We start from the raw sequence: 14944 nt of genomic DNA, 5'->3' as shown, positions 1-14944 counted from the left end.
TCCACTTTTAGCAGTATCTTTGAGCAGACATTTGGTGAAATTAAATATGCATGATCCAGAAATCTTGTAGAGACGTAGCACTGCTACGTCTCTATATTCTTTTTCAGCAGATGTCTAGTAGTTCGCCAAGGAAACTTGGCGGGGTAATGGGGAAGGGGGAAGGGGGAAAGGGTTTAAATCCCTTACCTTTTTCCCTTTCCCCTTTTCCCAGTCCTCACTTAGCATTTTTGGGTTGGCAGACTACTAGTATGGTTAAGTCATATTTTGCTATAAATTGCTGTACGTGTAGAGAAAGAAAATTTAATGACAAACCCACTTCCATAGAGGATGAGTTGCTCCCTGTTGACGTATCCGATAAACTTGTTTTTCTAAACGTTGTTTTTCCTGCGGTGGCAGTCCGAGTAGAATATTCCGACTTTGCCAAACTAAAACAGCAGCAGTCATCCCCAGACAAAAGGCGAGACCGAAGGTAGACAGTGGATGGTAGAATAATCCAAATCTCACTGCCACCCAAGTAAAATATTGTTGCCACAGAGCAATTTCTGCACGTAGACCCCACAAGGAGACAGGCGCAATGGTCAGCCACAAACAGCCTACAAATAGCCACCTGCCATACACTGTCAGTTGATGTAGCCTTTGTACTTGTTGAGCAAACGATGGGTCAGATTTTTCTAAGTCTGGGACAGTATTTAATCGTTCTTCCGGTTGATCCATAGGGGAATAAAATTGCAAGGCGTGGGTGAGCAATTCAAAATGCTTTCACCCAATTGTGAAATATACACAAGTTTAACTATCCTGGGAACTGGGAGATGTATCAATTGAATCAGCGTTGTCTAACACCTGGGATTCCCCTTTACGCTCTCGCCACCAAGTTAGAAGAGTACTAGCGATGAAAATACTCGAATAAGCTCCCATTGTGAAGCCAATAATCAAAGCCAGGGAAAAGTATTTCAGTGTTTCTCCGCCAAATAGAAAGATTGCAGATAATGTCAGTAATACGGTTAAGGTAGTGTTGATCGATCTTGTCAATGTTTGGTTAACCGCATCATCTACAATTTCGGCAATCGGCTGTTCGGGATGGATTTTAAGGGTTTCCCGAATGCGATCGTAAATTACCACTGTATCGTTGACCGAAAAACCTGTGATCGTAAGTAAGGCGACGATAAACAGGCTATCTACTTCGATGCCCGCTACCAAACCCAAAATTGAAAAAGCCCCTACTGTGATCAAGATATCGTGGAATAGGGCAACGATCGCAAACACAGCATAATCTAACTGGAAACGGAAGCTCATGTAGATAGTAATACCGATGAAGGAAACTATCAGAGCTAACATCCCAGATGTAAACAGTTCTTTTCCTAATGTGGGGCCAACGGAGTCAATCTGGTTCTTTTGTGGGTCAAAAACGCCAATTTCTTCGCTCAAAGCGTTTTGTAATTTGGTACGCTGATCGACACCCAAATCTTTTGACCGAATTAGTACACCATTTTCTACACCATTTTCTGAGACAAGTTGGATACTGCTATCACCTAGTCCCTGTGCTTTTGCTACTTCCCGGACAGCGTTGATATCAATTGGTTTGTCGCAGTTACCGGGTTTGGTGCAATCTCGGACAAACTGCAACCGCGTACCACCGATAAAATCTAAACCGGGGCGTAAGGGGGAACGAATATTGGGTTGTTGCCAAGAAATCACCATTGAGATGATACCAGCGAGGATGATAGCGGCAGAAATAGTCCACCAAAGCGATCGCGATTTATTAATACTCAGTTTCATGGAGTCACCTCTGCCTTATTCGATGCTGGCAGGTTTGGACAGAAAAGTTCTGTCTTCCGCAAGGAGTGAATTGAAATTGCCAAAAATAGCAATGTCCGACTACAGGTAATTGCGGTAAACATACTCACAGCTACCCCCAAAGCTAAGGTAAGAGCAAAGCCTTTGACTAAACCAGACCCCAGCCAAAACAGGGCAGCGCAAGCAATCCATGTAGTGACGTTGCTATCTAAAATACTAGAAAATGCTCGATAAAAACCAGATTCCACAGAACGATACAGAGATTTACCTGCCCGCAATTCTTCCCGCGTCCTTTCAAAAATTAGCACGTTGGCATCAACTGCCATCCCAATACTGAGAATAAAACCAGCAATTCCCGGCAAAGTTAGGGTAACGCCCAACAAAGCAAAGGTTGCCCAAGTTAAGAGGGAGTAGATCACTAGTGATATATCCGCAATCAATCCTGGTAGTCGATAGTAAACCACCATGAATATTAATACTAAAGTCAAACCACCGACTCCAGCATAAATACTACTTTGAATGCTATCTTTACCCAAGGTTGCTCCGACTGTCCGTCTTTCTGCGATTTCTACTGGTACGGGTAATGCGCCACCGCGTAACTGCACGCCTAAGTCATTGGCTTGCTGGGCGGTAAACCGTCCTGTAATCACGGCAGAACCACCAGTAATACCAGTAGCGGCAAATTCTATACCTACAGTAGGAGCGCTAATTAGTTCATTGTCCAGAAAAACACCAATGCTACGCCCAGTACCGGCGAGATTTTTCGTCAAATTGGCAAACAGTTCGCCACCCTTTTGATCGAAGCGAATAGCAACATTCCAGTTGTTACCTTGAGTGGGTTCACCATAGGCATCCTTGAGGTATTTGCCAATTAGCGGTGGATTAGTACTTTCAAACAATTCTGCGATCGCTTGATTATTTTTTTGTAAGTCTTCTTGATTCTTAACAATTGCCGCTTTGTCAGTACTCTTTCTTAATTCTTCTTGCTTAAATTTCAATTCGGCTCTTGATGCTTGAAAAGCAAGCAGTTGAGTTTCTGTATTCGCCTTTTGGGTACGAAATTCTAACTGTGCTGTACCCCCTAGCACCCGTTCAGCTTGTTCTGGATCGTTGACTCCTGGTAGTTGCACCAGTATTTTATCTGTGCCGACTGTTTGGATTACTGGCTCAGAAACACCTAAACCATTAATCCGGCCTTCGACAACTTTTTTCACACCTTCCAATTCTCTTTCGGTGATTTTGGGAATATCCGCTGATGGTTTCACCTGAATTGTGAGCTGTGAACCTCCGCGCAAGTCCAGCCCCAGGGGTATCGGAATTGTGGCAATCACCGTAATAGCGGCGATTATCAGGACTAAAATCAAAATTAATAGCGATCGCTGTCTTTGCATACCATAACTCGCAACTGACAAACGCTATAATAGCGTTCTTTTGAGGAGTTATGAGTTGGGAGTTTAGGGATGGGGCATTGGGCATTGGGCATTGTTATTCTTTTCTTGCCCCTCTGCCCCTCTGCCCCTCTGCCCCTCTGCCTCGTCAGTCTTTAGTCCCTAAACTCGCAACGCTACCATTTTTTCCACAGCTTCTACTATTTGCTCTGGTTGGATGATTGTTAGTCGTTCCAGATTGCCGTTGTAAGGTGTGGGAATATCTTGGGAAGAAAGGCGAAGTACTGGCGCATCCAATTCATCGAATAAGCGATCGTTTATTGAGGCGATGACTTCTGCTCCAATACCCGCAGTTCGCATCGATTCTTCCACAACAATAACTTTATGGGTTTTACGTATTGATGCACCAATGGTATCAAAATCTAATGGTTTGAGGGATATTAAATCGATAACTTCTGGATCGTATCCTTGTTTTTCAAGAGTTTTTACCGCTTGCAGCACATGATGGCGCATCCGCGAGTAAGTAATAATCGTTACATCTTTACCTTCACGCACAATTTCTGCTTTATCTAGGGGAAGCAAGTATTCTTCTTCTGGTAAATCTTCTTTCAAGTTGTAAAGTAAAACGTGTTCAAAGAACAACACTGGATTATCATCGCGGATAGCGGATTTTAGCAGTCCTTTAGCGTTTCTTGGCGTGGAGCAGGCAACAATCTTTAACCCTGGTACAGCTTGGAAGTAGGTTTCTAGTCGCTGGGAATGTTCTGCGCCTAGCTGCCGTCCCACACCTCCAGGGCCGCGAATTACCATCGGAATTTTAAAGTTACCGCCAGAAGTATAGCGGAGCATCCCAGCGTTGTTGGATATTTGATTGAAGGCGAGCAGTAAAAAGCCCATGTTCATGCCTTCAATGATCGGACGCAAGCCAGTCATTGCGGCTCCCACAGCCATCCCAGTAAAGCTATTTTCAGCGATGGGGGTATCTAGAATGCGGAGTTCGCCATATTTTTGGTACAGGTCTTTGGTAACTTTATAGGAACCGCCGTAATGTCCTACATCTTCACCGAGAACGAATACGCTGGAATCACGTGCCATTTCTTCATCAATGGCTTCCCGTAAGGCGTTGAAGAATAGTGTTTCTGCCATTTAGACCTTTTAGTACGATTATGGTTTTAGAATTTTATCGTGCTGCTGTCACAAATATAGTGAGCGATCGCACTAGTTAGAGTTTAGGTTTTTTAAATAAACGGCCCCTAGCATAGAGCGAGTGATTGCCATAACTATATCAAAGCTATTTAATTCCGATTTTAGATGTTTTATGAGCTTTATGAGCGATCGCCTGACACTCTAGTAAATACGGCTAATTTATTTATGTAATAAGACGCAAAGCTAATGTATAAAATACATTTGAATCTTCCTGATTGAAAAATACCAATTTAACATCAAGTTTTTTAGAAGATAAGTATCCGCGGCAAAACCCGCCATCAAATTGACTAAAATATGTCAATAAAATTTTAGGAGTTTTAGCTAGTGGTGTCCGCTGAAAAAACTATAATCAAGTAGCGATCGCATCCCTAAAACACCCGCTCAAAAGGTTTTTTCCGATAATGTCGATAAATATCAAAATCACTGTCTAAGGTGGCGTAGGCGTAGCCCGCCGCAGGCATCGCAGCAATATCTAAGCGTTCCGAAATGACAATCAAGGATAAATCTGCAAAATCCCCTGGTAAATCTCTGTACTGAGTATTCAACTCAGCAATGCGCGAAAAATCTTGCGGCAATATTTGCTCATACTCGTAGAGTTGTTTCGCAACATCTAGAAGAAACTCGTTTTGTGTACGCCAATCAAAGTTGAGCAACCACACCACTTCTGCAATACAAATGGGCGTAGTCACCAGCCTAGAAGTACAGTTTTCAAAGAAGCGACGCACCTGTTGGTGATACTGATCTTTAGCGCTGTAGTACGCAAACAAAAACCCGCTATCTGCGAGTATAAGCGGATAATAGGTCATGAATGCCGCTTGTTGAGATATTGAGCGATCGCTTTTTTACGGTTTGAGCGTTCCGATAAATCCGTTGGTGCATCTTGTAGCAGATGTTCAGGGTGTCCACCCCGCCTCTCTAGCAAAGTTTTACCCGCTTGTAAGGTTAGCCAACGTTCAGCAATCAAGCGTCGGATCAATTCACTCTTTTCCGTTTGCTCGTAAGCTAAAATATCGGCTAGCTGCCGTTCTGTTTCTTCATCCAGCCTGACACTGAGCATAACTTTTATTATCTTTGTAATACACGTATGACAAGGATAATGCGGATTAGTTAAATTTTGTTTGAATTTCGCACCAGCCAAACCCAAAATACAAAGAATCTCACGCCCAAACACCAAAACACAACTCTGCGTCTTCGCGCCTCTGCGTGAGATTTCCCCCTAAATTAGTATTCAATATGCCTAGCCTACTTTAACCATCTCGCCGCATCTTTAGCATGATAAGTCAAAATCAAGTCTGCACCAGCCCGTTTAAACCCAGTTAAAGTTTCCATAACCACCCGCTCTTCATCAATCCAACCATTGAGAGCCGCAGCTTTTACCATCGCATACTCACCAGAAACATTGTAAGCCGCAACTGGTAAGTTACTCGCTTCCTTGACGCGCCAAATAATATCCATGTATGCCAAGGCTGGCTTAACCATGAGCATATCAGCACCTTCAGCGATATCTAATTCAATCTCTTTAATCGCTTCGCGGGCGTTACCTGGGTCCATTTGGTAAGTTCTTCTGTCCCCAAATTGTGGTGTCGAGTCTGCTGCATCTCGAAATGGGCCATAATAACCCGAAGCATACTTAGCAGCATAAGACAAGATCGGCGTATCTTGAAATCCTGCTTCATCCAAACCCTGACGAATTGCTTGCACAAACCCATCCATCATTCCCGAAGGCGCGATGATATCAGCACCAGCTTTCGCTTGAGAAACCGCTGTTTTCTTCAATAATTCCAAAGTTGGGTCATTTAAAACTCGTCCTGTTAAATCACCAGTTTGTAAATAACCACAATGACCGTGACTAGTATATTCACATAAACAAGTATCAGCAATTACAACCAAATCTGGTACTGCTGCTTTTACCGCCGTCGCCGCTTTTTGGACAATTCCGCAATCATGCCAAGCGCCAGTGGCATCCACATCTTTATCAGCTGGAATACCAAATAGAATAATAGAAGGAATTCCTAAGTCGTAAACTTCTTTTGCTTCTTCAACAATTTTATCTACCGAAAGTTGGTAGACTCCGGGCATCGATTTCACCTCATTAGCGATTCCCTCACCTGGTACAGCAAATAGTGGGTAGATTAAATCGCTTGTTGTTAAAACAGTTTCACGAACCATCCGGCGCAATTGGGGATGTGTACGCAGACGACGGGGGCGATGTGTAGGAAACATAAAATTTTATCAAGAAAAACAACGCAAATAGACACAAAACAAAGCGTCACAAAAGCAGGCTAAAATTTTCCTGCCGTCAGACAGACTACAAACAGTGCTTAACTGTCCTTTGCCCTACTCTTAATCAAGTTGTAGGGCAATTTTGTATTCTACAGCTTGGTTGCACCTATCCGACGGACTGGAAAAAAAAACATTATGAAGAAATTCAAAAATTTAAACGCAAAGTGGCACAAAGGTAAACGCAGAGGCACGCAGAGAATTTGCTACTAAGTTTAATGAAATGTTGTGCTTGGTAGTAAATAACTGACAATTACCAATGCTCTATGCCTAATCCCATAAATTTGTGTTAGAAAACTCGGAAAATATAGGGATAACGGAAGGGTATATCAGGATTGCTAAAAACTCCAATGAGCGCCCAAATTGTTAATCCCCAGTGTAATAGATATCCCAGACCGGCTAGTGGCCCTAACAATAATAGTGGTAGCACTAACCAACCGAATAGGAAGAACAGCGCTCCCAGAATTGCACCATAAAACCAGACATTAAAGTGGAAATTGATCGATTCTTTGGCGTTTTCTTTAACAACAGGATCGTCAGATACGAGCAGTATGGCGATAGGTATGCCTACAGATACCAATGTTGTGCTGAAAAAAATAGCTCCATGAGACAAGGCAGATAGAAGCTTTCGCTTGTCTGTGTCGTACATTGCTTTCTCCTATTTAGTCAGATTGTTGGTTATACTACGACCCTATCATGAGCATCGTTGTCTTAAGATTAAAAGACTTACCAGAGTCAGAAAAAATTAAGCAAGCTTTCAAACAAATACATTTATGTCTACTGAACTTCAGTCTGAACTTATTCAAGCAGTTGAACTTCGCCGCAACTTTGCGATTATATCTCACCCCGATGCTGGTAAAACTACACTAACTGAAAAGCTACTCCTGTACGGGGGTGCAATTCACGAAGCTGGGGCGGTTAAGGCGCGACGGGCACAGCGCAAAGCTACTTCTGACTGGATGGCGATGGAACAACAACGGGGTATTTCTATTACCTCCACAGTGTTGCAATTTGAATACCGGAACTGTCAAATCAATTTATTAGACACTCCCGGACACCAAGATTTCAGTGAAGATACTTATCGCACCCTCGCCGCCGCCGATAATGCCGTGATGCTGATTGATGCAGCCAAAGGTTTGGAACCACAAACCCGCAAATTGTTTGAAGTGTGTAAGTTACGGGGTATCCCAATTTTTACATTTATCAACAAGCTCGATCGCCCAGGAAGGGAACCTCTGGAATTGTTGGATGAAATTGAGCAAGAACTGGGATTGCAAACCTATGCAGTTAACTGGCCGATTGGGATGGGCGATCGCTTTAAAGGTGTTTTTGACCGACACAAACAACAAATACACCTGTTTGAACGCAGCGCCCACGGCAGCCGAGAAGCCCGCGATACAATAGTGGAATTAGGCGATCCGAGAATAGAAGAACAACTGGAACAAAGCCTTTACCACCAACTGAAAAACGATTTAGAACTGTTAGAAGGAGTTGGGCCAGAGCTAGATTTACAGTTGATACACGAAGGCAAAATGACGCCTGTGTTCTTTGGTAGCGCCATGACTAACTTCGGGGTCGAGTTATTCCTCAAGTATTTCCTCGACTATGCCCTCAAACCCGGTTCTCATATCAGCAGTGTTGGCGAAGTTCCCCCTACATACCCGGAGTTTTCGGGGTTTGTCTTCAAACTGCAAGCGAATATGGACCCGAAACACCGCGATCGCGTCGCATTTATCCGGGTTTGCACTGGTAAGTTTGAAAAAGATATGATGGTGAATCACGCTCGCATTGGTAAACTCATCCGTCTTTCTCGCCCGCAAAAACTCTTTGCTCAAGAGCGAGAATCGATTGATGTGGCTTATCCTGGCGATGTGATCGGTTTGAATAATCCCGGTGTTTTTGCGATCGGGGATACAATTTACACGGGACAAAAGCTCGAATATGAGGGGATTCCGTATTTCTCGCCGGAACTGTTTGCATCTTTGAGGAATCCCAACCCCTCGAAGTCTAAACAATTCCAAAAAGGCGTTGCGGAATTGCGAGAAGAAGGTGCTGTGCAAATTATGTATTCAACTGATGAAGCCAAGCGCGATCCAATTTTGGCAGCGGTGGGTCAGTTGCAATTCGAAGTGGTACAGTTTCGCTTACAAAACGAGTATGGTGTAGAAACCATATTAGATTTATTGCCCTACAGTGTCGCCCGTTGGGTTGAGGGTGGTTGGGAAGCATTAGAAAAAGTGGGACGAATATTCAATACCACTACAGTTAAAGATAGTATGGGACGGCCAGTGTTGCTATTCCGCAATGAATGGAATTGTCAACAGTTATTGGGCGACCATCCAGAGTTAAAATTAAGCGCGATCGCTCCAGTATTTTCTAGTCAACAACCAGTGGAGGAGTGAAGAAGAATACAGAATTCAGAATCCAGAATTCAAATGAAGACTCAACTGAATTCTGACGACTGACTCCTGAATTCTAATCTTTATTATTCACTTGACAAACAAAACTTGAGCGCGGTTGATTTCCACGGCATCCGAGGTTCGCGCTTTTGCACAAACGTGGATCATTTAGAAGAGATTGGAGTGCCAGAATTTGTATGCCTTCACATGCCAAACCGTCTTTGGAGGCTGGTTTAGTTGCCCTCAAGCAGGGAAATTACCAAACAGCGATCGCCCAACTAGAACCTATTGCTAGCAGCCAAAATAATGGGACTGCTAGCTTACAAGCTCAGGTTGGTTTAGTGATGGCTTATGCTCGCACTGGCGAAGTTCCCAAAGCGATCGCTATTTCCCAGAATCTCATTGAGAGTAACAATCCGCAAGTTCAAGAGTGGGCAACACGCGCTCTCGAACACCTGACAAAACGTAAAAAAACCGAGCAAGAATCAAAAAAAGTCGAAACTGGATTTGTTGCTTTTGAGAATTCAACCCCAGATTCAACACCAAATTCAACCCCAGTTACTCCCCCGGAAACTCCTACATTAGAGGAAAAACCGAACGATCGAGTCATAGAAACCAAAAGCGACGACATCCCGCCGATGGTGCCACTAGCTAGACTCAAAGCTACATTAGCGACACCGCCACCACCACCGCCACTAGCTGCGCCCCTAAACGGCTTCATGGGTTCTGTTACCCGCACCCAAGCCAAACTATTCGGCGTCATTTATTGGCGACAAGCACAACGCGCCAGAGCATGGCAACCACTACGTAAACCAAAATTAATTCCCTTACGGCTACTGTCCGCAGGAACATTCATCGCCCTGTTTTGGGTAATACGAGAAATCCTCAAGTTAGCCCTGGGATCGATCAATCAGACTTTAGTCAAACTACCTTATTTGGAGCCGATACAGCTTTTATACCACGACCCTACTCAACTGTTGCTGATCGCATTGGTGATTTTAATCGGAGTATCACCTTGGTTGCTGGATCTGCTACTGGCGAATTTGTATGGTCAGCGAGAATTTCCGAAAGATGTATTGAATACTCATAGCCGCGAAGCCGTTCGGGTGCTACAACGTTGTTCCCAACAGCGGCACTGGCCGTTACCCAAACTGCGAATTTTACCAACGACTGCACCAATTATTCTGACTTATGGTAGTTTACCACGTAATGCCAGGATTGTTGTGAGTCAAGGGCTATTAGAGCAGCTGGCAGATGATGAAATCGCCATTATTTACGCCACGCAGCTAGGGCATATTGCTCACTGGGATTTTGCTGTAATGTCTTTGTTGCTGCTGGTGACACTACCAACTCATAAGCTATATCAGCAAGTGTCGGAGTTGGGAGACAAAATATCAGCGAAAATTTGGCGCTGGCCAGTGACAATTCTGGCGAGTCTCGTTTATGGAGTTTGGTGTTTGCTGACTGGAACTGCATTGTGGTTATCGCGGTTGCGGCTTTATTATAGCGATCGCGTCGCTGCTGAAATTACTGGTAATCCCAATGCCCTGATTCGCGCTTTACTCAAAATCGCCATTGGCATTGCCGCTGATATCCAAAAACAAGAACACACCAGTTGGCAACTAGAAAGCTTAAATCTTTTAACACCAGTCAGCTACCAACAGAGTTTATCTTTGGGCACTATTGCCAGTAATCTATCTTTTGAATCCTTTTTGAAGTGGGATACAGCCAATCCCTATCGCCGATGGTTTACGATTAATAATAGCCATCCTTTAATGGGCGATCGCCTCGAACGCCTCTGTCAAATAGCCCGTCACTGGCATCTAGACACCGAACTACATTTTGCAAGCGAACCATCAAAGGTTAAGCGTCAGTCTTTTCTATTACAAGTCGCTCCCTGGTTGGGAATTCCTCTAGGGATTCTGTTTGCAGCTTTCGTCTGGCTAACCTGGCAACTAGCATTCACACTCAAGTTTTTAAATCTAAAGTGGATATATGAAGATTGGTCTTTCATTACAGGCTGCCTTCTGATTGGCTTTAGCATCGGTACTGTGATGCGGATTAACTCTTTCTTCCCCGATATTAAACCCGCCACCGTACAAACTGAAGACAGCTTACCCAACCTGTTAGCTGACCCTTCTGCCTTACCTATTGATAGCGTCAGCGTGCGTCTAGTGGGCAAATTATTAGGTCGTCAAGGTACTAGTAACACCCTAGCGCAAGATTTAATCTTGCAATCCAGCGCAGGTTTGGTGAAATTACACCACATTTCTTGGCTAGGACAGTCAGTCAATCACCAGGATCTAATCGGGCGGCAAATTATCGTCACAGGTTGGTTCCGGCGAGGAGCAACGCCTTGGATCGATATCCAAACCCTAGAAACTCAAAGTGGTAAAACCATTCATAGCCCTCATCCCATTTGGTCTACTTTTTTAGCTGTTGCAGCACAGGCTTGGGGCGCATACGTCTTTCTCACTGGTTAGTCATTGGTCATTAGTCATTGGTCATTGACAAGGGACAAAGGACAAGGGACAAAGGACAAAGGACAAAGGACAAAGGACAAAGGACAAAGGACAAATTGGAATGTAAACAAAAGTTGCAGGTTTTCTTAACAAGTGTTACATTTATTTACACAAACAAGAGCAACCGACATAACTCAGCATAACCGCTTAGTTGTGAACTCAGGTGCTTTTTCCCCGCTCTATACCTTTTTATCCTCCCAACACAGCAGCAAATTAACCAGCCAGTGGCTGGTTTTTGTTTCAAAATATGCTCACTTGCATAAAAAAATGTGTTTTATGTTACGATGCACTAATACTAATGCCGAAAAGTTATGCGCTAAACTAGCTACGTAGAAAATACCGTGGTAATGTAAGGAATGGTATTTGATTCTGCGAAAAAGGGCATAGAAGAAAGCGTGTACTTTAGCAGGCAATAGGCTATTAAATTTACAATTCTTAGAATTAAGGTGTTATTAGCTCACCATAGTGTGAGCCTTTGGATTAAACAAGCTTGATCCCGACGAAAAACTGTATTGTTGTATAGGTTGACAGTTTCGAGCAAAAAAATTGGTTTATGGCAGTCTTGGTCAATAGCATCTATTTAAAAGCCAAAGCTAAGTGATTGTTTTCTTGCCTTGCCATGTTCATTCAACTCTGGAGGTATAGTTCATGTCCGTTCGCCTATATATAGGTAATTTGCCTAAAGATGAAATAGATCGTCAAGATCTGCAAGCCGTTTTTGCAGCAGAAGGTGATGCTGTAACTACTAAATTAATTAAAGACCGCAAAACTGGCAAATGCCGTGGTTTCGGTTTTCTTACAGTCAACAATGACGAACAAGCTGACGAAATTATTGAAAAGTATAATGGTCAGATGTTCAAAGATACTCCCATTAAGCTAGAGAAGGCATTACCTCGGACAAAGGGTGAAGAGGGCGACGAGCAAGCTCCTAAACCAGTTACTCTTGCTAGTAATAGTACGCCGACTCCTAGCCCGAACAGAGAAGGTAGCCGTCGTGAGAAAAGCTCTAAGAAGCCTCGTCGTGGCGGCGGTGGCGGAGGTTCTCGTGAAACCAGCACCACAACCACTGATTCAGACGCTATTCGTCCAGATCCTCGTTGGGCTTCGGAATTAGAAAAGCTGAAGCAGATGCTAGCTGCACAAACTACGAATTAATCCTCAAGGGAGAGACATTAAAAATTAAAAATCAGAATTTTTTTTTGATTTTTAATTTTTAATTGTTGATAATTATCTAGCTGCTTAGTTTAATGAACTCGCAGCTAATTTTGTAAATGCGTAGGCGCAGCAAACTGTAGGTATCACATCACTACTAATCACACTAAGGCGTAGCTGAAAGTTAGCAGCTAGGAGCGTGCAAACGGCCCAAGCTTCACAAAATTTATCTGGATTTCAATCAAATCAAACTACACATAAATTTCACTAATTCATCATACTTGCGTAATAGAAAAGTATATATTGATGCAACTAGAGTTTCTCTAGACTTATTGTTAAAGCTTGCTTATAAAAAAATAAAATTAAGTTTTTGTGATTACACACATCAAAAAATCCGATCTTTCCCAATGCGATCGCCGTAATTATCTGGATTTGATAAATTATAGTCAGTAATGGAAGCTTCATAATGCCAAGTGAACCGGAGGCGCGATCGCTCTAAAGATAATCTACACTCAAGGAGATACCGATCGTTTTCAGCTTCTGTTATGTCCTCAACTCTAGATTCTTTGCCACCTGCGCTCGCTAAAATTGTCCAGCGCTTTCAACGCGCTTCCGAACCGAAGCGACGCTACGAACAGCTAATCTGGTATGCTCAGAAGCTCAATGAGTTCCCAGAAGCTGATAAATTACCCGAAAACAAAGTTACTGGTTGCGTGTCTCAAGTTTATATTACCGCAGCCTTAGATAACGGTAAGGTTGTGTTTCAGGGCGATTCCGATTCTCAGTTAACCAAAGGATTAGTAGGGCTTCTGGTTGAAGGATTGCATGGACTAACGCCAACTGAGATTGTCCAACTAACTCCAGATTTTATTCAAGAAACAGGCTTAAATGTTAGCCTGACACCTTCCCGTGCTAATGGATTTTACAATATTTTTAAAACCATGCAAAAAAAAGCATTGGAATGTAAGTTAGATTTGCCTAGCTAAACTTGGTTATCGGTCATTTGTCATTAGTCATTGGTCATTTGCAAAGGACAAAGGACAACTGACAAAGGACAAAAAACGTACAACTACCAAAATTTAGTGTCATGTCAACCAATGTATTATCTACCTCTGCTGCTATTGGCTTTGGTGGAGTAGTTCAAGAATATCTCTGGAACTGGGAAAATCAGCAATTGCGCGTTGTTTATGAAACCCTCGGTAAAGGTTCACCGCTATTGCTGCTACCATCTTTCAGCAGTGTTTCGACGCGTTTGGAAGTTGGCGAACTTGCCAAGTTACTAGCTCCCAATTTTCAAGTTGTAGCCGTAGACTGGCCTGGATTTGGTGAATCTTCTCGCCCTAGTTTGAATTATCGACCAGAAATATATCAGCAATTTCTGGAAGATTTTGTCAAAGCTGTTTTTAATACTCCTGTTACTGCGATCGCGGCGGGTCATGCTGCTAGTTATGTTTTACAATTAGCTGTCAAACAACCTGCTACTTTCTCACGAATTGTATTGTTGGCTCCTACTTGGCGTGGGCCTTTGCCGACAATGGGGGCAAGTCAACAGATAGCTGGCATGGTGAGAGAATTGGTGCGATCGCCTATACTTGGTCAAGCTCTCTACAAACTCAACACTACCCCATCCTTCTTAAGTTTGATGTATCGCCGTCATGTTTTTACTGACGCGGCTAAAATTACACCCAGTTTCATTGAGAAGAAGTGGCACACGACTCAACAACCAGGAGCGCGATTTGCATCTGCTGCCTTTGTAACTGGTAATCTCGATGCTGTACGCGAACAGTCTGATTTTCTGAAACTTGTGCAGTCTTTAACCGTACCGCTCATGGTAGTAATTGGGGAATCCAGCCCGCCCAAATCACGAGAAGAAATGAACGCTTTGATAGCCTTACCAGGAGTGAGAAGCGTTGTTATTCCTGGTTCTTTGGGACTGCATGAAGAATACCCAGCAGTTGTTTTAGAAGCAGTTCAAGATTTTTTGTTCTCTTCAGAAAATTAAATCCTCACTTCTCCATGAAAGTCACTAGACTAAGAACTTTTGCCAATGACAAAAAATAGTAGCCTGTGATACCGTTTTGGGAGAAATGTGTAAAAGCTGAGTGCTTCGAATAAATTATAAGTTTAGCTTATTGTTAAAGCCCAAAAATAACCAAAATCACCTTGATGGTAAACAAACTTCGCAGGCTATCCCATAGTTGCG

Annotated in this window: 13 protein-coding genes; 5 read left to right on the top strand and 8 right to left on the bottom strand. The window is 43.2% G+C overall.

Features of this window, described 5'->3' with window-relative positions; translation table 11 throughout:
* Nucleotides 1-300: 300 nt before the first annotated feature.
* From V7K53_RS28540 to V7K53_RS28505, 8 genes are all read right to left on the bottom strand, one after another.
* Entirely contained in the window at nt 301-714 is a 414-nt protein-coding gene (locus V7K53_RS28540) for a hypothetical protein (protein WP_335194445.1), read from the bottom strand.
* A 72-nt stretch (nt 715-786) separates the two neighbouring features.
* The gene (gene secF, locus V7K53_RS28535) at nt 787-1776 is read right to left on the bottom strand and encodes a protein translocase subunit SecF (RefSeq protein ID WP_335200824.1); all 990 of its coding nucleotides are present in this window, start codon (nt 1774-1776) and stop codon (nt 787-789) included.
* On the bottom strand, nt 1773-3185 hold the full coding sequence (gene secD, locus V7K53_RS28530; RefSeq protein ID WP_335200858.1) for a protein translocase subunit SecD: 1413 nt from the start codon (nt 3183-3185) through the stop codon (nt 1773-1775). Before secD ends, secF begins: the two co-directional genes overlap by 4 nt.
* 159 nt (nt 3186-3344) lie before the next feature.
* On the bottom strand, nt 3345-4328 hold the full coding sequence (locus tag V7K53_RS28525) for an alpha-ketoacid dehydrogenase subunit beta (protein WP_099100369.1): 984 nt from the start codon (nt 4326-4328) through the stop codon (nt 3345-3347).
* Nucleotides 4329-4756: 428 nt separating this feature from the next.
* Nucleotides 4757-5194, bottom strand: coding sequence for a type II toxin-antitoxin system VapC family toxin (locus V7K53_RS28520; protein ID WP_335200823.1), 438 nt, complete (start codon nt 5192-5194; stop codon nt 4757-4759).
* The gene (locus tag V7K53_RS28515; RefSeq protein WP_335200822.1) at nt 5191-5445 is read right to left on the bottom strand and encodes a hypothetical protein; all 255 of its coding nucleotides are present in this window, start codon (nt 5443-5445) and stop codon (nt 5191-5193) included. Before V7K53_RS28515 ends, V7K53_RS28520 begins: the two co-directional genes overlap by 4 nt.
* Before the next feature lie 185 nt (nt 5446-5630).
* Nucleotides 5631-6611, bottom strand: coding sequence for a porphobilinogen synthase (hemB, locus tag V7K53_RS28510; RefSeq protein ID WP_099100363.1), 981 nt, complete (start codon nt 6609-6611; stop codon nt 5631-5633).
* Between the two features lie 346 nt (nt 6612-6957).
* Nucleotides 6958-7317: a DUF4870 domain-containing protein gene (locus tag V7K53_RS28505; protein ID WP_322640530.1), complete on the bottom strand. Its 360-nt coding sequence runs from the start codon at nt 7315-7317 to the stop codon at nt 6958-6960.
* A gap of 124 nt (nt 7318-7441) precedes the next feature.
* On the opposite strand from V7K53_RS28505, the gene prfC reads away from it, so the two are divergent.
* From prfC to V7K53_RS28480, 5 genes are all read left to right on the top strand, one after another.
* Nucleotides 7442-9070: a peptide chain release factor 3 gene (gene prfC / locus V7K53_RS28500; protein WP_335194451.1), complete on the top strand. Its 1629-nt coding sequence runs from the start codon at nt 7442-7444 to the stop codon at nt 9068-9070.
* A 194-nt stretch (nt 9071-9264) separates the two neighbouring features.
* Nucleotides 9265-11550 carry a M48 family metalloprotease gene (locus V7K53_RS28495; protein ID WP_335200821.1) on the top strand — a complete coding sequence of 762 codons (2286 nt, stop codon included), beginning with the start codon at nt 9265-9267 and terminating at the stop codon, nt 11548-11550.
* A 687-nt stretch (nt 11551-12237) separates the two neighbouring features.
* Nucleotides 12238-12744 carry an RNA recognition motif domain-containing protein gene (locus V7K53_RS28490; RefSeq protein WP_335200820.1) on the top strand — a complete coding sequence of 169 codons (507 nt, stop codon included), beginning with the start codon at nt 12238-12240 and terminating at the stop codon, nt 12742-12744.
* A gap of 542 nt (nt 12745-13286) precedes the next feature.
* Nucleotides 13287-13727 (top strand): SufE family protein, encoded by a 441-nt coding sequence (locus V7K53_RS28485; protein WP_335200819.1) that lies wholly within the window; start codon nt 13287-13289, stop codon nt 13725-13727.
* A gap of 101 nt (nt 13728-13828) precedes the next feature.
* Complete coding sequence (locus V7K53_RS28480; RefSeq protein WP_335200818.1) at nt 13829-14743, top strand: alpha/beta fold hydrolase; 915 nt, start codon at nt 13829-13831, stop codon at nt 14741-14743.
* Nucleotides 14744-14944: the final 201 nt, after the last annotated feature.

Source organism: Nostoc sp., from assembly GCF_036917355.1.
GTDB lineage: Bacteria > Cyanobacteriota > Cyanobacteriia > Cyanobacteriales > Nostocaceae > Nostoc.
This window is presented reverse-complemented; position numbering and strand designations above follow the sequence as displayed.